Origin of the sequence: Pontibacterium granulatum (assembly GCF_029961155.1) — a bacterium.
Taxonomy (GTDB): domain Bacteria; phylum Pseudomonadota; class Gammaproteobacteria; order Pseudomonadales; family Balneatricaceae; genus Pontibacterium; species Pontibacterium granulatum.
Genome location: NZ_JASBRH010000008.1, coordinates 101,227 through 126,482 on the forward strand (window position 1 = coordinate 101,227; position 25,256 = coordinate 126,482).

The following is a 25,256-nucleotide window of genomic DNA, read 5'->3' on the forward strand; positions in this document are numbered from 1 at the left end:
TCGCACCTTCCCTGAGAGCTGGGTTAGACTGTGGTTTGAAGTAGAAGGAAACTGCAGTGTTATGGCGAAAGAAATTGAGTTGAAACTGAGTGTCAGCCGACACCACATTGAATCCCTGAAGCAGCAACCGTTGTTTAAATCTTCTCAGGTGGTTGATCAGGGCGCTAAGGCGTTAACGAACATTTATTTTGATACGCCAGAACAGGACCTGACCCAGGCCCGGGTCGCATTGCGTATTCGCGAGAAAGAGGGACGCTTCATTCAGACCCTGAAAACCAGTGGCGTTGCTGAAGGCGGGCTGCACCAGCGTGGTGAGTGGGAATGGTATGTGGATACCCCCGAGCTGAACTTCGAGTTACTTCAGCAGGCCGAGTGGCCGGAGTCTCTGAACAGCCCTGAACTGCACGCGAAGATCAAGCCTGTATTTGCCACCGATTTTGTACGCAACACCTGGATCTACGACAGTGTGGATGTGGCCGGTGAACGCCTGCTGATCGAGATCGCGCTGGACCAGGGGCAGGCTTGGGTAGGAGAGGGTGATGAACGCAGACACGATGATATCTGCGAACTTGAGCTTGAGCTGATGGATGGCAACCCGGCGCGATTGTTTGAGGTGGCCCTGGAACTGGGCAAACAGATACCGCTGCTGAGCTCCGATATCAGCAAGGCACAGCGAGGCTACCGTCTCTGCAATCCAGAAGCTTATCAGGTGCGTGAACCAGAGATCAGCTTTATGGACGAGGCGACGATGGAGCTGGCGTTTTGCCAGATGTTGCAGCACGAACTGATGTTGTGGCCTCAGTATCTGGAAGCCTGGCAGTTCACCCGTGACTGGAAATATGTGACCGCTGCGCTGGAATCCCTGCGCAACATCGGCGGTTTGTACGAGAGCTTCAGTGACATCATTCCCGCCGATCCAGAAGGTGATCTGGACCAGCTGCTCACCAAACTGATCCGCCAACTGCGTGATGTGGATGCCTGGCACCGTACCGCTGGCCTGATGGCCGGAAACGGAAAGGCATGGCAGGCGGAAGCGCAGAAGCGTGCCGAAGACCGTATGTTGGTGTTGTTGCAAACGGTAGGGTTGGGGCAGATCGCTCTGAAAATAGCCCATCAACTGGTTTCGCTGAGCTGGCGCGAACGCTGGACCGAAGAGCATCAGGCGCGAGCACAGCTGCCGCTAAACTGATGACGAAGCTCATGACCCGGCCTGTCGAACTCTGGTAGGCTGGGTGCATATCCGGTGTGTTCAGCGCACCCTTTCTAAGCACCGGATCTGCAGATGACACCGGGCGTTGACCTGATAGAGCCCATACTGGAGAGCACACGGAACATGTACACACCCAATACCGACCTGGTTATCGAGCCCCTCCACCCGCTATTGCAACAGAACTGGCAGAGAATCGGAGATAAATTAAACGAGGTTGAAGGGATCGCCCCGGAATTGTTGGCCGATCTGGCGCGCGTGGTTGTCGGCAGTGATTTTGTGACGGATCAGCTGAGTCGCTCTCCGGTATTGCTGCAGGATCTGCTGAGCGGAGACGATCTGTTACGCAGTTATGACGATGATTACTACCACACTGAACTGAATAATCGTCTGGCAGCGGTGGAGGATGAGAATACCCTGCACCGCGTGTTGCGTCAGTTCCGTAACCGTGAACAGGTGCGCATCATCTGGCGTGACCTGACCCGACGGGCGGATATGCGCGAAACCACCCGTGACCTTTCCAATATGGCTGACGCCTGTATCGATGGTGCACTGAACTGGCTTTATGGTTCCGCGTGTGAGCGTTTTGGTACGCCACAGGGCATTGGTGCTAATGGCGAGCGTGAACCGCAGCGCCTGGTCGTGCTGGGGATGGGCAAGCTGGGTGCGTACGAGCTGAACCTCAGCTCAGATATCGATCTGATCTTCTGTTTCCCGGAAAACGGTCAGACCGACGGTGAGAAAAAGTGCCTGGAGAATCAGGATTTCTTTATCCGCTTGGGTAAAAAGCTGATTCAGGCGTTGGACAACATGACTGTCGACGGTTTTGTGTTCCGTGTGGATATGCGCCTGCGTCCGTTTGGCTCAGCGTCACCGCTGGCGGCCAGCTTCGACGCGATGGAACTTTACTATCAGGAGCAGGGGCGCGACTGGGAGCGTTACGCCATGATCAAGGCGCGAGTGGTGGCCGGTGATAAAGAGGCCGGTGCTGAACTCATGGCGCGCCTGCGTCCATTTGTATACCGCAAATACATCGACTTCAGTGCATTTGAGTCCCTGCGCGATATGAAGGAGATGATCAATCGCGAAGTGCGACGCAAAGGCCGTGAGCAGAACGTAAAACTCGGCTCTGGCGGTATCCGAGAGGTGGAGTTTATTGCTCAGGCGTTCCAACTGATCCGTGGTGGCCGTGATAGCCGCCTGCAACAGCGAGAACTGTGCAACATCCTGCCAGTACTGCCCGATTCCGTGGGAATGCCCGAGGAAGCCGTTGACGATTTGATGAGGGCGTACGAGTTCCTGCGTAATGCTGAGCATGCGATCCAGGCGGTAGCGGACCGCCAGACTCAGGAACTGCCAATGGATACAACGGAGCAGTTGCGACTGGCGTTCAGCATGGGCTTTGAGGATTGGGACAGTTTCTACAGCCGGCTGGAAATGCACCGCGCCGATGTGCGTCGTCACTTTGCTGATGTTGTTGCCCCGGCCGAGCAAGATGAGGAACAGGAAGACGATCACTCCGCCGAGTGGCTTGAACTCTGGGACGGCACGCTGGAGGATGAGCAAGCGCTGTCTTACCTGAGCGAAGCCGGTTTCGACGACGCAGACGCCGCCTACAAACAACTGGTGGACCTGCGTCAATCGCGTACTGTAGTGATGTTGCAGCAAATTGGCCTGGAGCGTCTGCGGGCCGTACTGCCGGCGTTGCTGGAACAGGTCTCGCACACCGATAACGCTTCTGAAACCCTCGCCCGTGTATTGAAGCTGGTAAGCGCCGTTCTGCGCCGCTCCGCATACCTGGTGTTGTTGGCGGAGAATCCGGGGGCCCTGAGGCAGCTGGTACGTCTTTGCTCGGCCAGTGCCTGGTTCTCCGAGCAACTGGCAAAACAGCCGATCCTGCTGGACGAGCTGATTGATCAGCGTACCCTGTATACCCCACCGGATAAGGAGCAGATCCGTAACGAACTGCGTCAGCAACTGCTGCGCATCCCCGAGGAGGATACCGAGCAGTTGATGGAAGCGCTGCGTTACTTCAAGAATGCAGTCACCCTGCGTGTGGCCGCATCTGAGATCACCGGTGCATTGCCTCTGATGAAAGTGAGTGACTACCTCACCTGGACTGCAGAGGCCATCTTAAATGTGGTGTTGGACATCGCCTGGCGTAACCTGTCTGAGAAGCACGGCGTACCGATGCAATCGCAGGGTGTACCGTGCGATCCGAACTTCATCATTATCGGTTACGGCAAAGTGGGCGGTATCGAGCTTTCCTACGGCTCCGACCTGGATCTGGTGTTTATCCACAATGCCGACCCGAACCTGTTCACCGACGGCGACAAGCAGATTGCCAACTCGGTGTTCTTCACCCGTCTGGGGCAGCGCATTATTCATATCCTCAACACCTTCACACCGTCCGGTCAGTTGTACGAAGTGGATATGCGCCTGCGTCCGTCCGGTAACTCCGGGTTGCTGGTCAGTTCGCTGAAGGCGTTTACCGACTACCAGCAGAAAGAGGCCTGGACCTGGGAGCATCAGGCTTTGGTGCGTGCCCGTGTGGTGGCAGGTGATCCTAAACTGCAGCAGGAATTTGAAGCGGTACGTGCTGAGATTCTATCGGCAGAGCGCGACAGAACCGAGCTGAAGAAAGAGGTGGTGGAAATGCGCCAGAAGATGCGTGACCACCTGGGCAGCAAGAACACCGAGAATACTGAGAATCCGGTGTTCCACCTTAAGCAGGATCGCGGCGGCATTGTCGATATCGAGTTTATGACCCAGTACTGCGTGTTGGCAAATGCCCATAAATACCCGTCCCTCACCGAGTTCACCGACAATATCCGGATCCTCGAAGGTGTGGAGACCTGTGGGCTGATGCCTGCCGAGGAGGCGCAACAATTGCGCGAGGCTTACATTGAGTTCCGCTCTGTGGGGCACAGTCTGACGCTGCAGGGGCGTTCCAACGAGATCAGCGGTGATGAACTGCTCGACAGCCGCGAACTGGTGGCGGCCAGCTGGGACCGATTGTTGGGCTGATCAGTAGTGCTTCTCCAAAAACAAAAAAGCCAGACTTACGTCTGGCTTTTTTATATCTCAGCCCTTGGGTTCAGGCAAAAATGTTTGAATTGAGGGAATTAAACGCTGGTCAGCCAGCCGTGGGTATCTTCGGCTTCGCCCCACTGGATTGCGTTCAGCGCGGTACGCAGTTTTACCGTGGTCTCGCCGATACCGCCGTTGCCTACGTCGATCTCCTGTCCGTGGTGGATCAGGGTGCCAACCGGTGCCAGTACTGCCGCGGTACCGGACAATGCAGCTTCGCAGCCTGGTTTCTTCGCGCGTTCCAGCAGCTCGTCTACGGTCAGCTCGCGCTCCTGCACGTCCATACCCATATCACGGGCGATGGTCAGGATGGAGTCACGGGTTACACCGTGTAGGAAGCTGGCATCCAGTGCTTTAGTGATCAATTCATTGCCGTCGATCAGCAGGAAGTTCGCTGCGCCGGTTTCCTGTACGTCGCCATTCGGGCAGAACAGCACCTGGTCTGCCTGGACTTCAGCGCGCGCGTGCATGATTGGCTGCAGGGCTGCGGCGTAGTTACCACCGCTCTTAACCATGCCCATGTGTGGTGGGCAACGCATGTTCTGGTCTTCGATCAGCAGGCGCAGGGCCTTATCGCCGCCGGCAAAGTAGTCGCCCACCGGAGACAGCAGAACATACTGGCAGGACGTCAGGGAAGGCACCGCGGCTTTACCGATTGCAGGTTCAGTGCCAAAGTGGGTCGGGCGGATGTACATGGAGCCCGGCGCTTCCGGTACTTCATCTGTGAAGCGAGCTACGATGTCGCGGATCATCTTCGCCGTGACGTCTTTGTTGATCTCCGGCAGGCCCAGCAACTGGGAACTCTGGGCAAAACGCTCAACGTTTTTGTCCATCCGGAAGATCTTGATGGAACCATCTTTATGGCGGAACGCTTTCAGCCCTTCAAAGCAGGTGCTGGAGTAGTGCAACACATGGGCGCCTGGGTGCAACTGGATGCTGTCGCTGGAGACGACTTCGGTCTCGCTCCAGTTAGAGCCATCAAACCAGGAAATTGCCATTTCTGGCATAAACACGGAACCAAATGCTGTCATGTGAAGCGTCCTACTAAAAGCGGGTTAGGTGAAAACGTTCCAGATGAATCGGAACGGGAGAAACTTAGCGGTTCTCGCCCAAGCCTGTTGATTTTAAGCATCTTGGCAAAAAATGGAATTCCCAGATGCAGAAAATCGTTACGTCCAGTGCGATTACTGGGTGTTTTGTGGGGATTTTAGTATGATTGCCGCAATGAAAACGGTCGCAGCGCCGCTGTAACCAATCCCAGCCCCACTATTTGCCAAGCAGGTCCGCTTTGACACAGATCTGGATTATCAGTGATGGAAAACCGGGACATCTGAACCAAAGTCTCGGACTGGCGGAGGCGCTGCAGCGCCAGATCCCCAATGTGCACATTGAAACCAAACCCGCATTGAGCCGAGCCGCAGCGCTAAAGTTGCTGTGTCTGGGTGGTGTGGATGGTCAGCCCGACCTGTTGATAGGCGCGGGGCATAGCACGCATCTGAGTTTACTGGCCTATAAGCGTGCGACGGGTGCACCTGCGGTGTTGATGATGAAGCCGTCGTTGCCGATGGGGTGGTTTGATCTCTGTCTGATTCCGAAACACGACGAGCCGGGTGAACGCACAAATGTGGTGCTGACCGATGGGGCGCTGAACCGGATGCAGCCATTGGCCGAACGTCAGTCCGGTGCTGGTGCTAAAGGTATGATCCTGATTGGTGGCCCATCCAAGCATTTTGGCTGGGATGACCAGCGTGTGGTGGATCAGCTCAAAGTGGTCGTAGATGGCTCAACGCCCTGGTTACTGACCACATCACGCCGCACGCCGGAGAGTTTCTTACCGTTGTTACAGCAGGCAGGGTTACCGGACCTGGAAGTTGTACCCTTCGAACAGACCGGTCCTGGTTGGTTGGGGGAGCATCTGCCTCAAATGGCGCAGTGTTGGGTGAGTGGGGATAGCGTATCGATGGTGTTTGAATCGCTCACCGCCGGATCTGCCGTAGGCATTTTGGAACTTCCACCGAAGGCGAGCAATCGTATTACCCGCGGGTTGCAGCTGTTGATTGATGATCACAAGGTCACGCCGTTTAGTCGCTGGCAGGAAAGTCGCACGTTGCCTTTGCCTGAAATCCCATTTAACGAAGCAGAGCGCTGCGCAGAACTGGTCCGTACGAGGTTGTTGTCATGAAGGTTGTACAGTTATTGCCGGATCTGGACGGTGGTGGCGTTGAACGTGGTACGCTGGAGGTCGCACAAGCGCTGGTGAGGCGTGGCCACGAGTCAATCGTGATCTCGGCAGGTGGCCGTATGGTCGAGCAACTGGAAGCCGAAGGATCCCGTCACGTGACCTGGGATTTGGGTACCAAATCGCTCTGGACCTTCCGCCATATCTGGTCGCTTCGCCGTTGGCTGAAACAGGAAAAGCCCGACATCCTGCACGTGCGTTCCCGCCTTCCTGCCTGGGTGGCTTGGTTTGCCTGGAGGGGAATGAATCCAAGCGACCGACCGCGTTTGGTAACTACTGTACATGGGCTTTATTCCGTCTCCAAATACAGCGGTGTCATGTGCAAAGGAGAACGGGTGATCGCCGTGTCCAAAACCGTCGAAGCCTATATACGCGACAACTATCCGGAAACGGATATGGGTAATGTGCGGTTAGTGTACCGTGGCATCGATCCACAGGAGTTCCCGCTGGGCTATCAGGCTTCGGAAGAGTGGTTAGCGCAATGGCGTGCAGACTTCCCGCAGCTTGAAGGTAAAAAGGTTATCACCTTGGCTGGGCGTCTGACCCGCCTCAAAGGCCACAACGATCTGATCGATTTGATAAAGGTGCTGGTTGCCCAAGGAATGCCGGTACACGCTCTGATCGTAGGTGGTGAAGATGCGAAACGCAAAGCGTATGCAGAAGAACTGTACAGCCGGGTGAATGACGAAGGCTTAAGCGAGCACATTACGTTTACCGGTACGCGTTCGGATATCCGTGATATCTACTCCGTTTCGGACCTAGTGCTGTCCTTGTCCACTAAGCCGGAGTCTTTTGGTCGCACGGTGGCAGAAGCGATTGGTCAGGGGGTGCCGGTGGTGGGTTATGATCACGGTGGTGTGGGTGAGATCCTCACCGCATTGTACCCTCAGGGAAAAACGCCGCTGAAAGATGCGGATCGGTTGGTGCAAACAGTCAGTGATGTCCTGGAATCAGGAGTGCGACCGGAAGGTAATCAAGTGTTCCTGAAAACCACCATGCTGGACAAGACCCTGGCTGTGTATGAGGAACTGTGCGCGTGAAGGTGATGATGTTTATCGCCTCCAGCCTGGATGGTGGGGCTGAAAAGGTCGTTGCTGATCTCAGTAACGAACTGGCGAGGCAGGGAATTGATGTTGTCGTCGCCGCGTTTAGAGGCAGCCTCTGGCTGAAGCGCCTGTCCGAGAAGGTGCGTATCCAAGAGCTGACCAGCAGTGAAGAGTGGTACGATCCGCGGTTGTATCTACAGCTGCGCAGTATTGTGAAGTCTGAACAGCCTGATGTTGTCCATTCCCACGGAGCAAAGGCGTCCAAGATCATTCTGCGCTTGTCCAAATTGACGTCGTTGCGGCAAGTAGCGACGAAGCACAATTCACGTAAAGGGAAGGTGTTTAACGGTCTGGCTCATGTGACAGCCGTTTCCGGCAAGGTGGCTGATTCGATCAGGCAGCCGGCGACTGTGATTTATAACGGTGTGCAGCGTGATACAACGCTAAAGCCGGTTAAACAGGGCGGTGCGCTGTCGATACTGGCGGTGGGGCGGTTGGATCCAATCAAGCGATTTGACTGGTTGATTCGTGAGGTTGCGGCGTCTGGTATCGATTGTACGCTTGATATTGTTGGTGATGGGCCGCAGCGTGGTGAGTTGGAAGGCTTGATCAAAGAGCTGGATCTGGCAGACAGGGTCAAACTATTGGGCCATCAAAGTGATGTGGCGCAAAGGATGACGCAGAAGCACCTGGTTGTGATCGCTTCGCGCAGTGAAGGCTTCAGCTTGGTGATGGTGGAAGCGCTGTTTTATGCAAATCTGTTTATCTCTACCGAGGTGGGGGCCGCGCCCGAATTGTTGCCGGATGCGCTGCTGGTCAAAGAGGGGCAGTTAGCTGATAAGCTGCAGCAAGTGGCTGCTGAATATGACCAGATGCAGGGCAGTTACAATGCGTTTGTGAGCGAACAGGCAAGTCAGTTTGAGATGCCCTCGGTTGCAGACCGTTATATTGAATATTACCGCTCGCGTTTGACTGAGCAAAGGAACTGAATCAGATGTGGATTGCAATCGCGATCATCGCGTTTCTGCTGATCGCTCTTTACCTGTCGGCGCATTACAACTGGTGGCGACCGAAAGTAGATGAGAATTATCCGAGGGTACTGATGTATCACAGCATCAACAGATCGGTGGAGGGCATTGCTCCGGATCTGGTGGTTAGCCCAGAGGCTTTCGAGACTCAGCTGCAGTATCTGAATAAAAACGGGTATAAGTTTTACACTATTTCAGAACTGCTCGAAGCCAAGTCCACCGGCAAGGCCGTTGTACTGACCTTTGACGACGGCTTTCGGGACAACTTCACCGAAATGTTTCCGGTCCTGAAGCGTCACAATGCAAAAGCAACTATCTATCTTGCTCCTGACATTGAGGGCATAGAGCGTCTGGACCAACATCAGATTATCCATATGCGAGACTCCGGATTGGTGGAGTTCGGCGCCCACACCATGCACCATGTGAACCTGGATAAGGCTGAATCTGGTGTGGCGTTTGCAGAGATTAACGAGTCAAAAGCAGTCGTTGAGCAGCTCACAGGGCTCGCATGCAAAGCCTTCGCCTACCCGTTTGGTCGATTTAACGATGAGACGGTCGAACAGGTTAAGAAAGCTGGACTAAGCAGCGCGGTTAGTGTGAAAAAAGGGATCGAGCAGGTCACTGATCCGTTCCGCATCAAGCGTATTTCCGTGTTGGGGAGTACTAACTCACTTCAGTTCCATCTAGCCATTACCCGGGGTCGTTACCGCGTATGATCAGTGTTTATCTGGTAGTTAAAAACGAAGAACACAATATTGAACGCGTGCTGAAAAGTGTGCGCGACTTCGACGATATTGTCGTTGTGGATAGCGGCAGCACCGACCGTACCATGGAGCTGGCAGCTAACTACACCGATCGCCTCTTTTTTCACGAGTGGGCCGGCATGGCGGAACAGAAAGAGTACGCCAAGAGTCTGTGTAAGCACGATTGGGTACTGAACCTGGATGCAGATGAAGAGCTGACAGATACATTGCGTGCGCAGATCTTTGAGGTTGCGAAGCAGGCGAATGTGAGCGGCGCGAACATCCCAATCCAGGAACACTTTATCGGCAAAGCGGTCCACGCCAAGACCAAAAAGAATCGCCACATTCGATTCTTCCGCCAGAGCCAGGGGGCATACGGGAAAGAGCGTTTCCATGAAAGCCCGATTGTGAAGGGCAACATCGTCGAGCTGGACGGAGCGATTAACCACTACGGAGAAGTGTCGGTTGAGGTGAAGGTCGACAAGATCAATCGCTATTCTTCTGGTAAAGCACTGGATAAGTTCGATAAGGGCAAGAAAAGCAGCTTGGCGAAATTGTTGTTGGTAATGCCGGTGACCTTCCTGAAGTCATACTTCCTGCGGCGCAACTGTTACAACGGTCGTCGGGGCTTTATTGGCAGCATGATCAATGCGTTTTATGCGTTTTTGAAGGAAGCGAAGCTGTATGAGTTGGAGTTGAAGGGGCGAGACAAGTAGAGCCTTGTTATTTATTGCTTCAGTAGTTCTTCTGCAAGTGGAAGCATTGCTTTTGCCACAAGTTGGCATGCTTCTTCTGAAAGATGGACAGCGTCGTCGAACATCCGCTCCCGTGGGAAAGGTTTTACGATCTCTTTAGTATCCAAATACCGTCCGTTGTAGCGTGTTGCGGTGTCTCTGAGAATCTCGTCGTAGCGGTTTAATATAGCGTTACGCGCTTCGTCCTGAGTAGGAGCTGCTCCCCAAATTAAAATTTTAAGCTGGGGGGTGGTGGTGAGCAGTTCTTCAATAATCTGAGATACATTTGCCCTGAACTCATGTTCTTCTACAACTGGGCCCACAGGTATTAGCTTTCGTAGTGTTTGGCTGCGGAGTTTTTTCTTTAGGGATTTGAGGAGCTTTCTCCCTTGGCGTTTTATCGGATTATCCGGATAGTAGCTGATGTAGAGCTTGGGAATTGATGTGATCCAGGCATCTACCAATCCAAAACTCAGTAAAAGTAGCCTTGTGCCAGAGCTGGTGGCTTCTTGAACTCTTTCCATTCCTTCTCGGCTTGTGTGCATTGCTGCGCCGAGGTTAGTGACATTAATTTCCATGTTCCGATAGGTGCGTAGATGCTGGCTGAGCATGTCTGGTACATTCTGGTTGCCTATGCCGCAGGTATTACAGTCGCCGATAGCCAGAATGTTAAGAGCTTCTATGTCGCGAGCATTGCGGAGAGAGTTTGAATGATTATTTTTCATTTGGTCACCGGTCGAAGGTATAGATAATGGTTCTCTCGGAAGCTGAATGATTAATGCAACGGCTATATAATAGCTAACCGGTTCTGTGACGTCATGAGATAGTGTTGCTGGTTAGAGATTTGATGTCTGGTTTCATTTCCTGTCAATAACACTTTATTTACAAACTTTGCTGCGTTCAGAGCCTGGAGAATATGAAAAGTCGGATTGCAAGGAAGTTGTTTTGAATTGGACGCGCATGATAACGGGATTGAGGCTAGGAGCTAAGGAATGCTACCAAGCCCCAAGGATTCTGATGTACCACATGATCGCTGAAAGATTGCCTCGGCGATACTACAGCGATGGTCAAAAAGTAAAAAACTTCCTTCGTGTTGAACCTGAAGCCTTCGAAGCACAAGTGATTTGGCTCAAAGACAACGGCTTTAGCTTCTTTACTATGTCTGACGTACTTCGTGAAGACCTTCCAGAGCGTTCTGTGTTTTTAACGTTTGATGATGGTTTTGCAGACAACTATCTACACGCTTTCCCAATTCTGAAAAAACACAATGTAAGTGCGACTGTGTATTTAGTGACCAATCGTTTTGAGCGAAACTGGTCCACTGATCGTGCAACTTCACTAGAGTCGGCGGAGTTAAATGATCAGGATATGCTATCCCATGAGCAAGTCATTGAAATGGTTAATAGTGGTTTAGTGGAATTAGGGGGGCATACGTTAGATCATGCCCGCCTGACCTGCGTGTCAGGAAGTGAAGCATTTGAACAAATTTTGGCATCGAAGTTAGAAATTGAGCGATTGTACGATGTGCAATGCACAAGTTTTGCTTACCCTTTCGGTTTTTACGACGATGAATGCGTATCTGCTGTCGAACGAGCAGGTTTTAAAAACGCTTGTACTACGGACTACGGTACGGATTTGAATCGAGCGGATGCTAGATTCCGATTGAAGCGCATAATGGTAAGCGGTAACGACTCCATGAAGAAGTTTGTTCGTAAGATAAAGCTGGGCGACAGTTGCTAACGCTTTTGTTTTATAGCCCTCAAATCCTGAATTGATTGGTGTAACTGTGAGCCTGAGACTTTATTGGCCGGTAGTATTGGCCTTGCTTGCGATCTTTCTGCAGCCGTTTGGCCGTGTAGTTGAGCTGCCTGTCCTAGTGATGGCCTTGGTTGGTTTGCATGATGTAATCAGAAACACTGGCTCGATACGAATGCAGCGCTCTTTTAAAATCTTAAGCGCCCTGTTTCTTTGTTTTTGGTTGCCCGCGTTATTCTCTCTTCCGGATGCTGTGCATTTTGAAAAGTCGTTTGCAACATGGCTTGGGATCTTGCGCTTCTATTTGGCGGGTATCTTTATCTTGTCCCGCTTGGGTACACCGGAAAGCATTAGAGCTATAGTGGGGGGCATTGCCTTTATTGCTCTATTTTGGGCTGTTGACAATATTTTTCAGGCTGTAACTGGTTTTGACTTCTTTGGCAGACCGCCCGTAAAAGGGCGAATCCCTGGTATCTTTGGTGATTCACCACGTTCTGGTTGGATGCTTATACCTATAGCATTTGTATCTGCATTGTATTTTTGGCAACAATTTCGACGGCCTTTAGCGCTGGTGTTCACCGTTGTCGTATTTATAGCGATCATTTTGAGTGGTGATCGAGGCGCAATTATTGCTGTTTTTTGGGCTGTGTCAGCGTTGGCATTATTTGGCTTTATTCTAGGTCACCGGGTAAGGCTGAAAAATTTATTGATTGGAATCGGAGTTGTTGCTGTTGCTTGCGTAAGTGCCTTTCAGGTGCCGCAGGTTGCTGAACGATTTGAGAAAACTACCGCGGTTCTTGAAGGTGGTGGGTATGAAGCATGGGATAAAGCTACATCGCGTCGACTAACTCTCTGGAGTACTGCGGTGAAGATTGTCGCAGACAATCCAACCAATGGCGTGGGAGTTAGGGGGTTTCGTTATGCTTATCCAGATTACGCACCAGATGGCGATCGCTATGTAGATGGTGGGGTTGGTGCTTATCATGCGCATCAGATCGTCATCGAGTTGTTGGCTGATACGGGCATTCTTGGTCTTGTGGGGTATATTATTGCACTTGGTATATTTGTATGGCTTGCGCGGGAAGCAACTGAACGAAAAAACCTTCTGGCACTTGGATACTTGGCTTCAGTGGTTGGAGTGTTAATGCCACTGAACTCTCACCTTTCATTTTACTCGTCATATTGGGCTCAAGCTTGTTGGTTTTTGTTTGCTGCCACGATCGCCGCAGTATTTTACGAAAAGCGAGATGTCGAAAGAGCGGGAGTCTAACTTCCGCTCTTTTCATAAAGAATGCCTTTCCGTTCTGGGTGCGTTTTAAAGCGGCGATGTACCCACATATACTGTGTTGGGAATTCCCTGATCGCTTTTTCTAGCATTGAATTGACGTGAGCGGTGTCGTTTTCTTCGTCTTTGGTTGGGAAAGGCTCAAGGGCAGGAGAGATGGTTAGTTTATAACCTCCGTGCGGTAGCCTGTATTGCCCAAAGATCATCACTTTGGCTTTCCCCAAACGGGCCAGCTTAGATGTTGCCGGCACAGTTGCCGCAGTGACACCAAAAAACGGGACGTAGACAGACTGTTTGGGGCCCATGTCCTGATCGGGCGCAAACCACACTATCCCACCGCCACGCAGTTCTTTAACAATGGCGCGACTATTTTCGTTATCGATGAGCTTTCCTACAAAGCGCGAACGCCCCTGGCAGATGAACTTATCAAACAGAGGGTTGTTGTGGGGACGGTAAACCGTATCGAACTTAAGGTGTTGTCCGAGTAGAAAGCCGCCTAGATCGAGTGTGGAGTAGTGGGCTCCGGTAAGGAGTACTCCGTTTCCGTCCGCCTGTGCTTGTTGAAGGTGCTCTAAACCTTCGATAATGCACCTGTTTTCGAAACGTTCCGGTTTAGACCACCACGCCATTGCTGTTTCAAAAATACCAATGGCATTGTTTTCAAACACCTCTACGGCCATCGTTTTGCGTTCTGTTTCCGATTTTTCCGGAAAACAAAGAGACAGGTTTACCTCAACTATATGGCGCCGTTTCTTTACTGCTTTGTAGAGAATGCGTCCAAGCATACGACCAAGCAGATACTGAAACTTCATCGGCAAAAGGCAGATTAATCGCAACGACAGGATGCCCAGCCATGTGGGCCAGTAGCGAGGTGCTAGGAAGGAATTCTCAGACACATTATTTTCCATCAAATATTACCGGTCGTTATTGTACTCACTAGAATAATTCCATGACAGTGCTGCGGATATGACCGTGTCCATGAATAACGTTATACTGCACCCTCCATCGGTTGCCCCCCCTCATATCTTGATAATGACAGACCCGAAACCCGCTCAACAGTTCTCAGCCTGGCTTATTTATCTGCGTTTGCTGAATTACGTGAAGCCCTATTGGTTAGCTTTTTTAGTCAGTGTCTTGGGCTTTGGTCTTTACGCTGCGACACAGGCAGGCTTTGCCAAGTGGCTGGAGTTTGTGGTTGATAGTGTCAGCGAAGGACAGCTGGATCAGCGAACCTGGCTGGCAACGTCGGTGGTTGGGTTATTCGTGGTGCGTGGAATCGGTAGCTTCCTTGGTATGTATAGTGTTGCCTACGCCGCCCGCCATGTGGTCAACAAGCTGCGAATAGACCTGTTTGATCATATGGTGATCCTGCCAAGCAGTTACTTTCACAGCCAGTCATCCGGGCAGCTGTTATCGCGCTTCACTTACAATGTTGAGCAGGTTACCGATTCGGTCACCATTGCACTGCGTATTATTCTACGCGAGGGTCTAACTGTTATCGGGTTGTTCGGTTATCTGCTGTACCTGAACTGGAAGCTGACCATGATATTCCTGGTTGTTATGCCTATTGTGGGTATCGTTGTCAGTTTCGCGGCGAAGCGCTTTCGCAAGATCAGTAATCGCATACAGCAAAGTGTCGGAGATGTTGCCCACGTGGCAGCTGAAACCATCGACGGTATAGATGTGGTTCGGGTGTTCGGTGGGCGCGAACGCGAGAAAGAGCGTTTCCATGAGGCGAGCGAGAACAACCGTCGTCAGTTTATGAAACAGGTGGTGACCGAAGCGGTAAGTACACCGCTGGTTCAATTGATTGTCGCATCCGCATTGGCTTTTCTTGTGTATGTGGCAATGCACCCGTCGTTGATGGCACATATGACAGCAGGCCAGTTCATATCCTTTATTACTGCGGCAGGCATGATTGCCAAACCGTTGCGTCAGCTTACCGAGATAAATGGCATTATCCAGAAAGGGATTGCGGCAGCCGCCAGTCTCTTTGAGGTTATGGATCAGACGCCTGAACAAGATACCGGTACGAGAGCTCTGTCTATTGCAAAAGGACATGTGGCGCTAAACCAGGTTCAGTTCCGTTACGGTGAAGCATGTGAAGTTGTACTCAAAGGTATCGATTTAGATGTTCGATCTGGAGAATCCATCGCCTTTGTAGGCCGCTCCGGCAGTGGTAAATCTACATTGGTGAGTTTGCTGCCCCGCTTTAACGAGCCTACCTCGGGTGAAATCCTCTTGGACGGCGTGCCGCTGCAGGAATACACCCTGGATTCCCTGCGTGAGCAGATCGCCATCGTGAATCAAAATGTGGTGCTGTTTGACGGCACCATAGCCGACAACATCGCCTACGGTGCGTTGGCAGGTCGAAGCCCTAACGAGATTCGCGCGGCAGCTAAAGCGGCACATGTCGTTGAATTTACAGACAAACTGCCGGATGGCCTGGATACAGTAATCGGGTCAGAGGGTATCAGCCTGTCTGGTGGTCAGCGTCAGCGTGTGGCGATTGCCCGCGCACTGCTTAAGGATGCGCCGATCCTGATCCTTGATGAAGCGACTTCAGCGCTCGATTCTGAATCCGAGCGTCATATTCAGGATGCGATGCACAATGTAATGCGGGGGCGCACTACCTTTATTATCGCACACCGTCTGTCCACTATTGAGGATGTGGACCGAATTGTTGTGCTGGACGAAGGGCAGATTGCGGAAGTTGGCAGTCATGATGAGCTGTTGGCGAAAAACGGTATCTACGCTCAGCTGCACAGCCTGCAGTATCAGCGCGTGGCTGAATAAGCGATCTAGGAGACTGGTATCATGGCTCGATGGCTCTATTCCGCTGTCTGGTATCTGGCGTTGCCACTGGTGCTGCGACGACTGCGCAAACGTGCACAGAAAGCACCTGCCTATGGTGAGCGGGTGGGGGAGCGCTTCGGTAAGGTGCCAGTCCGAGACGATAAGCCGTTATGGATCCATTCTGTCTCTGTTGGTGAAACCGTGGCTATCGCTCCGTTAGTCAAACTGCTGCTGAAGCGTCAGCCTGAATTGCCTATCCTGATGACCACGATGACCCCCACCGGTGCCGAGCGCGTACGCGATCTGTTTGGGGATCAGGTGCAGCACCTCTACTGTCCGTACGATCTCCCCCATGCGTTAAGTCGTTTTATGCAGCGGATCAACCCGCGTGCGTTGATTGTGGTGGAAACCGAACTCTGGCCTAACGTGGTGGCAGCCTGCAGGTCACGCAATGTACCGGTGCTGCTGGCCAATGCCCGTCTTTCAGCACGTTCCGCAAAAGGATATGCGAAGTTCTCTGCGTTAACGCGCCCGATGCTAAAAAGCCTGTCGCGGGTGGCTGCGCAAAACCAGACCGACGGTAACCGCTTTGTTGAACTGGGTCTGCCACCGGAAAAGCTTGTTGTGACCGGTAGTGTGAAGTTTGATATCTCGGTACCAGAGAGCGCCAAGAAGGAAGCTGCAGGTCTTCGAAAGCAGTGGGGAATCGAGCGTCCTGTGATCGTCGCGGGCAGTACCCATGAGGGCGAAGAGTCAATGCTGCTTGATCTGTATGCCCGCCTGCTCGACAAGATCCCCGATCTGCTGATGGTATTGGTGCCCCGTCATCCGGAACGTTTCGATGGGGTGAATACACTGACCTCCAAACGCGGCTTTAAAGTCACCCGTCGCAGCGGTGGTGATCCCAATGCCGAAACCCAGATCTACGTGGGAGACACCATGGGCGATCTGTTGATGCTGTACGCTTCCGCCGATTTGGCCTTTGTCGGAGGCAGTCTTGTAGAGCGTGGCGGCCATAATCCATTGGAGCCTGCTGCATTGGCGAAACCGGTGATCATGGGCGAGTACGTGTTCAACTTTGCGGTGATCTGCGAAGCGTTGAAAGAGGCGGGCGGTCTGGTGTTGGTCGGCTCGTTGGATGAGCTTGAGCAGCACAGCCTCAGTGTACTGAAAGATCCTCAACGGGCGGCGCAGCTCGGGACAGCGGCCGCTGCCTTTGTGAAGGAGAATCAGGGCGCACTTGAGCGACTGTACCAACAGGTAGAGTCGATCTGTCTGGGCGCGCCCAAATAACTGACCTTTAGTAATTACAGGTCGAAATCGAAGTTTTCGCCGGCCTGCTCTGCAAATGCCTGGTTCAGAAAAACGGAGATAGGGGTCTGGTCACTGTCCAGTACCCAGGTATCCTGCGCTTCATCAAAGTCGAAGTGGAAGCCGCCACTGCGGGTTGCCACCCAAAGCTGTTTAACCGGTGCCTGACGGGTAAAGATGATCTGGGTCTGATTTTCACAGATCACGGTCAAAACGCCGCCACTGGTCATGAAATCCAGGTCGGTTTCAGCTTCGTCCAGCATCTCTTCGATCGCTTCCAGCGTCGCATCAACCTTGTCATTAAATTCGCTTTCGGTCACAGGTGGACTCCACAGGTTATCCGGATAAATGTGGCCGCAGTATATCCGACTTCACGCCTGTACTCATCATTCCTGTGGAAGGGTATACTTGGCCCATAAATTAACCATGGTGCTCTGTTACAAGCAGATATCTGCATAATTCCGCACGGAGTGCCGACCTGGCTGTGGAAATGACCGTGAAAAAGATTGGATTTGCATTCTTCGTAAGCGTGATGTTGCTGACAGGCTGTGGGCAAAAAGGCCCTCTGTACCTGCCGGAAGAAGGTTCACAACAGACACAGCAGAATTAACGAGACAGTAGATGGACAGCTTTGAATACCGTAACGGTCGCCTGCACTGCGAAGAAGTACAGGTAGGCCGTATTGCCGAAGAACTGGGTACTCCGGTTTATATCTATTCCCGCGACGCGCTGGAACGTTCATACCAGAACTATGCGCAGGCACTGGAAGGCCGTAATGCGCTGGTGTGTTACGCCGTAAAAGCCAACTCCAATATCGGTGTACTGAACGTACTGGCCCGTTCCGGCGCCGGTTTTGACATCGTATCGATCGGTGAGCTGGAGCGTGCGCTGAAAGCCGGTGGCGAGCCTGGCAAGATCGTGTTCTCCGGGGTGGGCAAAAAGCCGGAAGAGATCGAACGTGCACTGGAAGTGGGTATTCACTGCTTTAACGTGGAATCCGAGCCGGAGCTGGATCGTATCAACGCTGTGGCGGCTGAGATGGGCAAAGTGGCACCGATCTCCCTGCGTGTGAATCCGGATGTAGATGCAGGTACGCATCCGTATATCTCCACCGGTCTGAAAGAGAACAAGTTCGGTGTAGATATCGACGAAGCGGTACGTATCTACAAAAAAGCCAACGCCATGGAAAACCTGAACGTGATCGGTATGGACTGCCACATCGGCAGCCAGTTGACCGAGATCGATCCGTTCCTGGATGCGCTGGACCGTCTGCTGGTCCAGGTTGACCGTCTGGCGGAAGAAGGCATTCAGATCAAACACCTGGATCTGGGTGGTGGTCTGGGGGTGTGCTACACCGACGAGCAGCCACCGCAGCCACAGGAATATATTGCAGCGATCCTGGAGCGCCTGGGTGACCGTGAGCTGGGGTTGATTTTCGAGCCGGGTCGCTCTATCGCGGCTAACGCAGGTATCCTGGTAACCGAGGTTGAGTTCCTGAAGCCAACCGGGAATAAGAACTTCGCCATCATTGATGCGGCAATGAACGATCTGATTCGCCCATCCCTGTACAGCGCCTATCAGGAGATTATCCCGGTTGAGGTACGTGAAGAAGGCGAAGCGAAACTGTGGGATCTGGTGGGTCCGGTATGTGAAACCGGTGACTTCCTGGGTAAGGACCGCGAGCTGAACATCGAAGCGGGCGATCTCCTTGCGGTATGTTCTGCCGGTGCTTACGGTTTCACCATGGCCTCCAACTACAACAGCCGTCCCCGTGCCGCTGAAGTGATGGTGGATGACAATCAGTTTCATGTGATCCGCAAGCGCGAAAACCTGGCGGACCTGATGCACGGTGAGAAGCTGATTCCACGCGATCATCGCTGAGGAGACCGTCATGTTGGTTCGTTTTACCAAAATGCACGGTCTGGGTAACGACTTCATGGTGCTGGATCTGGTGACTCAGCGCTTGAAGTTGACCCCGAAGATCGTTAAAAAATTGGGTGACCGTAACTTTGGCGTGGGCTTCGATCAGCTGCTGATCGTAGAGCCACCGGGTTCACCCGATGTCGACTTCCGTTACCGGATCTACAATTCAGACGGTTCTGAAGTGGAGAACTGCGGTAACGGTGCGCGTTGCTTTGCCAAGTTTGTACGTGACAAGCGTTTGACCGGCAAGGATGAGATCGCCGTCGAAACCGCCAACGGCCGGGCTGTACTGAAGATCCGTGAAGATCGTCAGGTGGAAGTGGATATGGGTGCACCGCGCCTGGATCCGGCAGATGTGCCGTTCGATGCAGATGCACAAGCCGCAACCTACCCGATCAACGTTGACGGTGACGAGTACCAGATCTCAGCGGTGTCCATGGGCAATCCACACGGTGTACTGCTGGTGGACGACGTAGATACTGCACCGGTGGAAACTCTGGGGCCTAAACTGGAGCCTCACGCGCGTTTCCCGCAGAAAGCCAATATCGGTTTTATGCAGGTTGTCTCCCGCGATGAGGTGCGACTGCGCGTGTACGAACGCGGCGCGGGCGAAACCAAAGCCTGCGGTACCGGTGCTTGTGCTGCCGTGGTTGCCGGCATCCTGCGCGGTGTACTGAATGACCGGGTCAAAGTAACGCTTCCGGGTGGTGATCTTGAGATTCACTGGGCCGGTGGCGATGCGCCGGTCATTATGACAGGTCCTGCCACCACCGTGTTTGAAGGGCAGATCTTTCTATGAGTGATGAGGCGGTAGTTGAAATGAGTAACACCCTCAGCGAAACGGAAGTGGCCGAATTTCTGGCGCATAACCCGGACTTTTTCTGTCGCCACAGCAATTTGCTGGCGAAGCTGAACGTACCCCACGAAAGTGGGCGTGCGATCTCCTTGGTGGAACGCCAGACTTCACTGCTGCGCGAAAAGAACGAGCGCCTCAACGAGCACCTGTCTGATCTGATCGAAGCGGCGCGTTACAACGACCTGCAGTTTGAGAAGACCAAACGCATGGTGCTGTCGTTGCTGGATTGCATGACTCTGGACGAGATCGCCATCGCGATAAAAGAGAGCCTGTGTGATGACTTCCACGGAGACACTACAGCGTTGCTCCTGTTCAGTCAGCAGCAGGTGGATGCCAACAACCTGCGGGTTATCGATCCGCGTCAGTTGGGGCCGATCACCCCGTTGGTAGATAGCAATCTGCCAAGCTGTGGTCAGCTGACTCGTGAACAGAACGCCTTCATCTTTGATGAAATGGCGATCCGTGTGCAGTCAGCTGCCGTGGTGCCGCTGGTGAAAGGCGAAGCGTTGGGGTTGCTGGCCATTGGCAGTTTTGAAGCGGGATACTTCCACAGTGGGCAGGGCACCGTGTTCCTGAGCTACGTAGGTGAAGTCTTGAGCCTGGTTCTGTCCCGAGTGTTGCACCATCTCGAACCTTAACGCCTGTCTCTAACGGAGAGCGCGGATGAATCATGCAGAAAGCCATTGGCTGGAAGATTTCTTTCGCTACCTGGCCACTGAACGCCAGCTCTCCGTTCACACCCAAAAAAACTATCAGCGCGATCTCGATGCCCTGCAGACGTTTATGGATGAAAGCCATATCCATGCCTGGAGTGCGTTGGACGCTGCTGCTGTGCGTCAGTTTGCGGCGCGTCAGCACCGCAAGGGGCAATCCGGTGCCAGCATTCAGCGGACGCTATCCGCCGTGCGAACCTTCTATAAGTTTCTCTCTCGTGAGCAGTTGGTGGAACACAATCCCGCATTGGGTGTTCAGGCACCCAAATCCCCGCGTAAATTGCCACAAACCCTGGATGTGGACCAGATCGACGGGTTGATGGAGATTCCGGTCACCGATCCGATCTCGGCACGGGACAAGGCGATGATGGAGTTGATCTATTCCTCCGGCCTGCGTGTTTCCGAGTTGGTTAGCCTGGATCTGAGTGATCTGGATTATCACGATGCCTCCTTGGTGGTTACCGGTAAGGGCAACAAAAGCCGTATGCTGCCAATTGGCGGTAAAGCACTGGAGGCTCTCGATCGTTGGCTTCGCTACCGCGACCAGATGGCGTCCTATATCGAGTCCGCGTTGTTTGTCAGCAACCGGGGTAACCGCATCAGCGTACGCAGTGTCGAACAGCGCATGGAGTACTGGGGCAAACGTCTTGGCGTTGAGGGGCAAGTGTATCCGCACCGTTTGCGTCATAGTTTTGCCAGTCATATGCTGGAATCCAGCGGTGACCTGCGGGCGGTTCAGGAGTTGCTGGGGCATTCAGACATCTCCACCACCCAGATATATACTCATTTAGACTTTCAGCATTTGATGGATGTGTATGAAAAGGCGCATCCCAGAGCCCATAAAAAAGATGATTAAGTGCATAACCTTCGATCTGGACGATACCCTCTGGGCTGTAAACCCGGTGGTGGATCAGGCCAATCACACCCTTTACGAGTGGTTGCAGCAAAACGCTGAGGCGTTTACTCGGCTGTATACCGTGCGTGATTTCCCACGCCTGCGTAGCGAAGTGCTGGCGAAGCACCCGGAGATTTCACACAGCGTCACCCAGATCCGTATCAAGCAGCTGGAACATGGTTTGCGGGCGGCCGGATACGGTGAGGCGGAGATCGAAGCGTTAGCACTGAAAGCGTTCGAGGTATTCCTGGAAGCGCGTCAGCAGGTGACCTTCTTCGAACATGCCATGGGCATGCTGAAGGCATTGCATAACCAGGGCTATAAATTAGGTGCACTGAGCAACGGCAATGCCGATATCCAGCGTGTGGGCTTGGGTGAGCTGTTCGATTTCCAGTTCAGCGCCGATAAGGTAGGTCAGGAGAAGCCGCATCCGCTTATGTTTGAGCAGATGCTGCACCACGTCGGGCTGCGGCCGGAACAGGTTATCCACATCGGAGACAACCCAGCGCACGATGTCGAGGGTGCGAACAACGTGGGTATCTGGTCGATCTGGGTGAATTTGGAAGGAAAAACCGAGCAGGTTGCTGCGACCCGCACGGTGACCTGTCTCAGTGATATTCCGTCAGCGATCGCGGAGATCGCCGAACTGGCGAAGCACCGCACCACCATCTGATCCTGCCCGGCTACGTTGGCCGCTGCGAACGCTGAATTTGGGTACTGCGAAATACCGGTTTAGTGCGAACGGGGAGGCGGCCAGCACCAGTTTGTAGGGTTGCAACTGGTCGGGTACGTAGTGCATTTGGTCCAGTGTCGCCTGCTTATGGAAGTTTTGGTAAAGCGCGTCGATATCGTCTTGCAGCTGTTTGATACTCGGTTCGCTGAGCATGCGGCTAGTTGAGTAGAACGAATGGCCTTGCTTGTGATGGTTCTCCATTGAGGTCGCGATGAACTCCCGGTTCACTGTGACCAGCATCTGGTGCAACGGGCCATCCAGTCGCCAGCGTATCGGGCGCGGGGTTAAAAAGTGCACGGTGTTCCCCCGCCCCAGTCTGATCAAATCCAGCTGCTCCAATACCCGCAAATACTGGTAACAATCCACCTCATCCAGGTTGTTTTGGTGCGCAATCTGATCCACTTCAAAATGATTGATCAGCAGAATAAAAAACGCGAACAGTCCGGGTTCTGCTGCGATCTTTTGCTCCGTCTCCAGCGGTAACAGGGTCGGCGGTGGTGGATTGCTACCGTTGATCTCCACCAGTTGTGAAAAACTCAGGCCGATCTTGTCGCAAATCTCGAGCAGGCGACTTAGCTTACAGTCCTGCTCCTGAAACAGGCGCTTCACAGTTGGCTCCGACATGCCAATCATCTCAGCCAGTTCCTTGTACTGGATACCTTGTGTTTTGAGAACTTGCTTCAGCGTGCTAAACAGGCTGGAACGCTCGCGCTGGCTTTCCATGATCTGATCCCTGATTTGAAATTTAGTATCGAAATATGATGCTTGATTGGAAAATAATTGATCACAAGAATCAATATAATAACTTTACTCCTGTTGATTAAAAGGAGTTACTTATGTTGATCCGAAAAAATGTGTTGCGTTCATTTGTCTCTTTTTCATTGCCAAGCGTTGCTCTGGTGACGGGGCTGCTTGCTGCGACTGCGCAGGCTGAAGAGACACCCCATCAACGCTGGAGTATCGAGAATCTGGACCAGCCTGAGTCGGTCGCTGTTGATCCGAATAGCGGGCGACTGTTTATCAGCAACATCAACGGTGCGCCGCTGGAGTTGAATGGCAAAGGATACATCAGTATGGCCAGCAAGGATGGCAAGATGCTGAAGCAGGTGTGGGCCGAAGGGATGGATGCACCCAAAGGTCTGGCAGTTGTGGAAGATCGGCTCTACGTAGCGGATATGCAGCGGGTGCATGTTGTTGATCTGAACAGTGGGAAGATCATTAAGCGGTTCCAAGCGACAGACGCCAAGATGCTGAACGATGTGACCGCTGCGCCGGATGGCTCAGTGTATGTATCCGATATGATGGGTGGCGGCATCTACCGTGTAACGGCCGATTCCATAGAACGCTGGTTTAGTGCCGAGCAGCTGCCACATCCGAACGGGCTGTACTGGGATGAGAACTATCTGCTTATCGCGGGTTGGGGCAAATCAATGAACAACGATTTTTCTACGGATACCCCGGGAACTCTGTACCGACTTGACCCGTCGAGCAAAGCATTAAGCGCGGTGGCGTCGGGATATCAATTGGGTAACCTGGACGGGGTCGAGGTGCGTGGCGATGCACTGTACATCAGTGACTGGATCAGTGGTGAGCTGTTCAAGCTTCAGGGCAAAGAGCGACGTAAGGTGATGGCACCCGGCGCGGGCTTGGCCGATATTGCCGTTTCCGGCCGCTACCTGTACGCACCTATGATGATGGATAACCGACTGGTTGCCTGGCAGCTGGCTGCGGATGAATAAGTATACCCTGGAGGATTACTCCTCCAGGAACATCTCCAACAGGTTGTTGAGAAACAGGCGTCCCTGCTGAGTGGGTGCCAGTTTCTTTGGATCTGTTTCCAGCAGCCCCATCTTTTGTGCCCTCTCCAGCTGAGGCTGGATAACGTCCAGGTTCAGGCCGGTGCGGTCGGCAAACAAGCGGTTTTCAACGCCGTCGGTCAGGCGCAGTGCATTTAGCATAAACTCGAACGGTAACGCGTCCACCTCGATCGCTTCACAGGCTCCCAAACGTTTTTCCGGATTCATGTAGGCTTTAGGTTGCTTCTGCTTCCAACGGCGCAGGATGGTGCCGTCAGCGCCGGTGATCTTGCCGTGGGCACCGGCACCGATGCCGATATAGTCGCCGAACTGCCAGTAGTTGAGGTTATGGCGCGCACGTTTACCCGGCTGGGCGTAAGCGGAGATCTCGTATTGTCGGTAACCGGCTTCAGCCAGAAACTGCTGACCCTGTTCCTGAATATCCCACAATGTTTCATCCACGGGCAGTGACGGCGGGCGTGAGTGGAACTCGGTGTTGGGCTCGATGGTGAGTTGGTACCAGGAGATGTGGTCCGGCTTTAGATCGGCGGCGATGCGCAGATCTGCCAGTGCCTGTGCTGTGCTCTGACCCGGCAAGCCGTGCATCAGGTCCAGGTTCATATTGTCAAACAGTTCGCGCGCCAGGCCTGCTGCTTTCACCGCTTCGTCACCGCTATGGATACGTCCAAGCGCGTTAAGTTGTTCGTCGGCAAAGCTTTGAATACCGAGTGAGAGGCGGTTTACCCCCGCATCGCGGTAGCCCCGGAACTTCTCCTGTTCAAAGGTGCCGGGGTTGGCTTCCATGGTGATCTCAATATCCGGTGTAAAGCTTATCCGGCTCTCTACCTCCGCCAGCAAGTGCTTGATCATCGCTGCCGAAAACAGGCTGGGTGTGCCACCACCGATAAAGATGCTCTGCAGCGGTCGTGCTTCAATGCCAGACAGCTCCTGCTCAAGGTCAGCCAACAGCGCAGCCACGTAGGCTTCTTCCGGGATCTCCTCACGCACGGCATGCGAGTTGAAATCGCAGTACGGGCACTTACGAACACACCAGGGGATGTGGATATAGAGGCTCAAAGGGGGCTGCGCGATGGGTGTCACTGTGG

Annotated in this window: 24 protein-coding genes; 18 read left to right on the plus strand and 6 right to left on the minus strand. The window is 53.2% G+C overall.

Annotated features, from left to right (window positions below):
* Positions 1 to 61 precede the first annotated feature (61 nt).
* Together QKW35_RS09555 and glnE are read left to right on the plus strand one after the other, a co-directional pair.
* The gene (locus tag QKW35_RS09555; protein ID WP_282352630.1) at positions 62 to 1,189 is read left to right on the plus strand and encodes a CYTH domain-containing protein; all 1,128 of its coding nucleotides are present in this window, start codon (positions 62 to 64) and stop codon (positions 1,187 to 1,189) included.
* Between the two features lie 144 nt (positions 1,190 to 1,333).
* Entirely contained in the window at positions 1,334 to 4,234 is a 2,901-nt protein-coding gene (gene glnE, locus QKW35_RS09560) for a bifunctional [glutamate--ammonia ligase]-adenylyl-L-tyrosine phosphorylase/[glutamate--ammonia-ligase] adenylyltransferase (protein WP_282352828.1), read from the plus strand.
* A 98-nt stretch (positions 4,235 to 4,332) separates the two neighbouring features.
* On the opposite strand, the gene QKW35_RS09565 is transcribed toward glnE, so the two are convergent.
* Complete coding sequence (locus QKW35_RS09565; RefSeq protein WP_282352632.1) at positions 4,333 to 5,328, minus strand: branched-chain amino acid aminotransferase; 996 nt, start codon at positions 5,326 to 5,328, stop codon at positions 4,333 to 4,335.
* 257 nt (positions 5,329 to 5,585) lie between these two features.
* Between QKW35_RS09565 and QKW35_RS09570 the strand changes: the two genes are divergently transcribed.
* The 5 genes from QKW35_RS09570 to QKW35_RS09590 are packed head-to-tail and all read left to right on the plus strand — an operon-like array spanning position 5,586 to position 10,069.
* Positions 5,586 to 6,479, plus strand: a complete 894-nt coding sequence (locus QKW35_RS09570; protein ID WP_282352636.1) for a mitochondrial fission ELM1 family protein — start codon at positions 5,586 to 5,588, stop codon at positions 6,477 to 6,479.
* Positions 6,476 to 7,576 carry a glycosyltransferase family 4 protein gene (locus QKW35_RS09575; protein WP_282352639.1) on the plus strand — a complete coding sequence of 367 codons (1,101 nt, stop codon included), beginning with the start codon at positions 6,476 to 6,478 and terminating at the stop codon, positions 7,574 to 7,576. Before QKW35_RS09570 ends, QKW35_RS09575 begins: the two co-directional genes overlap by 4 nt.
* A gap of 5 nt (positions 7,577 to 7,581) precedes the next feature.
* Positions 7,582 to 8,571 (plus strand): glycosyltransferase, encoded by a 990-nt coding sequence (locus tag QKW35_RS09580; RefSeq protein WP_282352829.1) that lies wholly within the window; start codon positions 7,582 to 7,584, stop codon positions 8,569 to 8,571.
* Positions 8,572 to 8,576: 5 nt separating this feature from the next.
* A complete protein-coding gene (locus tag QKW35_RS09585; protein WP_282352641.1) occupies positions 8,577 to 9,326 on the plus strand; it encodes a polysaccharide deacetylase family protein in 750 nt (249 codons plus the stop codon).
* Entirely contained in the window at positions 9,323 to 10,069 is a 747-nt protein-coding gene (locus QKW35_RS09590) for a glycosyltransferase family 2 protein (RefSeq protein WP_282352644.1), read from the plus strand. Before QKW35_RS09585 ends, QKW35_RS09590 begins: the two co-directional genes overlap by 4 nt.
* An 11-nt stretch (positions 10,070 to 10,080) precedes the next feature.
* On the opposite strand, the gene QKW35_RS09595 is transcribed toward QKW35_RS09590, so the two are convergent.
* Positions 10,081 to 10,812: an SGNH/GDSL hydrolase family protein gene (locus QKW35_RS09595; RefSeq protein WP_282352647.1), complete on the minus strand. Its 732-nt coding sequence runs from the start codon at positions 10,810 to 10,812 to the stop codon at positions 10,081 to 10,083.
* A gap of 301 nt (positions 10,813 to 11,113) precedes the next feature.
* Between QKW35_RS09595 and QKW35_RS09600 the strand changes: the two genes are divergently transcribed.
* Positions 11,114 to 11,827: a polysaccharide deacetylase family protein gene (locus tag QKW35_RS09600; protein ID WP_282352650.1), complete on the plus strand. Its 714-nt coding sequence runs from the start codon at positions 11,114 to 11,116 to the stop codon at positions 11,825 to 11,827.
* A gap of 46 nt (positions 11,828 to 11,873) precedes the next feature.
* The gene (locus tag QKW35_RS09605) at positions 11,874 to 13,112 is read left to right on the plus strand and encodes an O-antigen ligase family protein (protein ID WP_282352653.1); all 1,239 of its coding nucleotides are present in this window, start codon (positions 11,874 to 11,876) and stop codon (positions 13,110 to 13,112) included.
* On the opposite strand, the gene lpxL is transcribed toward QKW35_RS09605, so the two are convergent.
* A complete protein-coding gene (gene lpxL, locus QKW35_RS09610) occupies positions 13,109 to 14,035 on the minus strand; it encodes an LpxL/LpxP family Kdo(2)-lipid IV(A) lauroyl/palmitoleoyl acyltransferase (protein ID WP_282352656.1) in 927 nt (308 codons plus the stop codon). The genes QKW35_RS09605 and lpxL overlap by 4 nt on opposite strands.
* 124 nt (positions 14,036 to 14,159) lie before the next feature.
* Between lpxL and msbA the strand changes: the two genes are divergently transcribed.
* On the plus strand, positions 14,160 to 15,923 hold the full coding sequence (msbA, locus tag QKW35_RS09615; protein ID WP_282352831.1) for a lipid A export permease/ATP-binding protein MsbA: 1,764 nt from the start codon (positions 14,160 to 14,162) through the stop codon (positions 15,921 to 15,923).
* A 21-nt stretch (positions 15,924 to 15,944) separates the two neighbouring features.
* A complete protein-coding gene (gene waaA, locus QKW35_RS09620; RefSeq protein WP_282352659.1) occupies positions 15,945 to 17,216 on the plus strand; it encodes a lipid IV(A) 3-deoxy-D-manno-octulosonic acid transferase in 1,272 nt (423 codons plus the stop codon).
* Positions 17,217 to 17,230: 14 nt separating this feature from the next.
* On the opposite strand, the gene cyaY is transcribed toward waaA, so the two are convergent.
* Positions 17,231 to 17,554 (minus strand): iron donor protein CyaY, encoded by a 324-nt coding sequence (gene cyaY, locus QKW35_RS09625; protein ID WP_282352661.1) that lies wholly within the window; start codon positions 17,552 to 17,554, stop codon positions 17,231 to 17,233.
* Between the two features lie 185 nt (positions 17,555 to 17,739).
* Between cyaY and lptM the strand changes: the two genes are divergently transcribed.
* The 6 genes from lptM to QKW35_RS09655 are packed head-to-tail and all read left to right on the plus strand — an operon-like array spanning position 17,740 to position 22,294.
* Positions 17,740 to 17,844 (plus strand): LPS translocon maturation chaperone LptM, encoded by a 105-nt coding sequence (gene lptM / locus QKW35_RS09630; RefSeq protein WP_425608000.1) that lies wholly within the window; start codon positions 17,740 to 17,742, stop codon positions 17,842 to 17,844.
* Between the two features lie 11 nt (positions 17,845 to 17,855).
* Complete coding sequence (gene lysA / locus QKW35_RS09635) at positions 17,856 to 19,115, plus strand: diaminopimelate decarboxylase (RefSeq protein WP_282352664.1); 1,260 nt, start codon at positions 17,856 to 17,858, stop codon at positions 19,113 to 19,115.
* 10 nt (positions 19,116 to 19,125) lie between these two features.
* A complete protein-coding gene (gene dapF / locus QKW35_RS09640) occupies positions 19,126 to 19,956 on the plus strand; it encodes a diaminopimelate epimerase (RefSeq protein WP_282352665.1) in 831 nt (276 codons plus the stop codon).
* Positions 19,957 to 19,976: 20 nt separating this feature from the next.
* The gene (locus QKW35_RS09645; protein WP_282352666.1) at positions 19,977 to 20,651 is read left to right on the plus strand and encodes a DUF484 family protein; all 675 of its coding nucleotides are present in this window, start codon (positions 19,977 to 19,979) and stop codon (positions 20,649 to 20,651) included.
* A gap of 25 nt (positions 20,652 to 20,676) precedes the next feature.
* Positions 20,677 to 21,582, plus strand: coding sequence for a tyrosine recombinase XerC (xerC, locus tag QKW35_RS09650; protein ID WP_282352667.1), 906 nt, complete (start codon positions 20,677 to 20,679; stop codon positions 21,580 to 21,582).
* Complete coding sequence (locus QKW35_RS09655; RefSeq protein ID WP_282352670.1) at positions 21,575 to 22,294, plus strand: HAD family hydrolase; 720 nt, start codon at positions 21,575 to 21,577, stop codon at positions 22,292 to 22,294. Before xerC ends, QKW35_RS09655 begins: the two co-directional genes overlap by 8 nt.
* Here QKW35_RS09655 and QKW35_RS09660 read toward each other — a convergent pair.
* The gene (locus tag QKW35_RS09660; protein WP_282352672.1) at positions 22,244 to 23,077 is read right to left on the minus strand and encodes a helix-turn-helix domain-containing protein; all 834 of its coding nucleotides are present in this window, start codon (positions 23,075 to 23,077) and stop codon (positions 22,244 to 22,246) included. The genes QKW35_RS09655 and QKW35_RS09660 overlap by 51 nt on opposite strands.
* 113 nt (positions 23,078 to 23,190) lie before the next feature.
* Here QKW35_RS09660 and QKW35_RS09665 point away from each other — a divergent pair, with 113 nt between their 5' ends.
* Entirely contained in the window at positions 23,191 to 24,093 is a 903-nt protein-coding gene (locus tag QKW35_RS09665; RefSeq protein ID WP_282352674.1) for an SMP-30/gluconolactonase/LRE family protein, read from the plus strand.
* A gap of 15 nt (positions 24,094 to 24,108) precedes the next feature.
* On the opposite strand, the gene hemW is transcribed toward QKW35_RS09665, so the two are convergent.
* Positions 24,109 to 25,251: a radical SAM family heme chaperone HemW gene (gene hemW / locus QKW35_RS09670; RefSeq protein ID WP_282352675.1), complete on the minus strand. Its 1,143-nt coding sequence runs from the start codon at positions 25,249 to 25,251 to the stop codon at positions 24,109 to 24,111.
* Between the last annotated feature and the right edge of the window lie 5 nt (positions 25,252 to 25,256).

Bases quoted from the DNA above. Each gene is read 5' to 3' on its own strand.
- QKW35_RS09555 (WP_282352630.1), top strand. From the start codon at position 62: ATGGCGAAAGAAATTGAGTTGAAACTGAGTGTCAGCCGACACCACATT.
- glnE (WP_282352828.1), top strand. From the start codon at position 1,334: ATGTACACACCCAATACCGACCTGGTTATCGAGCCCCTCCACCCGCTA.
- QKW35_RS09565 (WP_282352632.1), bottom strand. From the start codon at position 5,328: ATGACAGCATTTGGTTCCGTGTTTATGCCAGAAATGGCAATTTCCTGG.
- QKW35_RS09575 (WP_282352639.1), top strand. From the start codon at position 6,476: ATGAAGGTTGTACAGTTATTGCCGGATCTGGACGGTGGTGGCGTTGAA.
- QKW35_RS09580 (WP_282352829.1), top strand. From the start codon at position 7,582: ATGATGTTTATCGCCTCCAGCCTGGATGGTGGGGCTGAAAAGGTCGTT.
- QKW35_RS09585 (WP_282352641.1), top strand. From the start codon at position 8,577: ATGTGGATTGCAATCGCGATCATCGCGTTTCTGCTGATCGCTCTTTAC.
- QKW35_RS09590 (WP_282352644.1), top strand. From the start codon at position 9,323: ATGATCAGTGTTTATCTGGTAGTTAAAAACGAAGAACACAATATTGAA.
- QKW35_RS09595 (WP_282352647.1), bottom strand. From the start codon at position 10,812: ATGAAAAATAATCATTCAAACTCTCTCCGCAATGCTCGCGACATAGAA.
- QKW35_RS09600 (WP_282352650.1), top strand. From the start codon at position 11,114: ATGATCGCTGAAAGATTGCCTCGGCGATACTACAGCGATGGTCAAAAA.
- lpxL (WP_282352656.1), bottom strand. From the start codon at position 14,035: ATGGAAAATAATGTGTCTGAGAATTCCTTCCTAGCACCTCGCTACTGG.
- msbA (WP_282352831.1), top strand. From the start codon at position 14,160: ATGACAGACCCGAAACCCGCTCAACAGTTCTCAGCCTGGCTTATTTAT.
- waaA (WP_282352659.1), top strand. From the start codon at position 15,945: ATGGCTCGATGGCTCTATTCCGCTGTCTGGTATCTGGCGTTGCCACTG.
- lysA (WP_282352664.1), top strand. From the start codon at position 17,856: ATGGACAGCTTTGAATACCGTAACGGTCGCCTGCACTGCGAAGAAGTA.
- dapF (WP_282352665.1), top strand. From the start codon at position 19,126: ATGTTGGTTCGTTTTACCAAAATGCACGGTCTGGGTAACGACTTCATG.
- QKW35_RS09645 (WP_282352666.1), top strand. From the start codon at position 19,977: ATGAGTAACACCCTCAGCGAAACGGAAGTGGCCGAATTTCTGGCGCAT.
- xerC (WP_282352667.1), top strand. From the start codon at position 20,677: ATGAATCATGCAGAAAGCCATTGGCTGGAAGATTTCTTTCGCTACCTG.
- QKW35_RS09655 (WP_282352670.1), top strand. From the start codon at position 21,575: ATGATTAAGTGCATAACCTTCGATCTGGACGATACCCTCTGGGCTGTA.
- QKW35_RS09660 (WP_282352672.1), bottom strand. From the start codon at position 23,077: ATGGAAAGCCAGCGCGAGCGTTCCAGCCTGTTTAGCACGCTGAAGCAA.
- QKW35_RS09665 (WP_282352674.1), top strand. From the start codon at position 23,191: ATGTTGATCCGAAAAAATGTGTTGCGTTCATTTGTCTCTTTTTCATTG.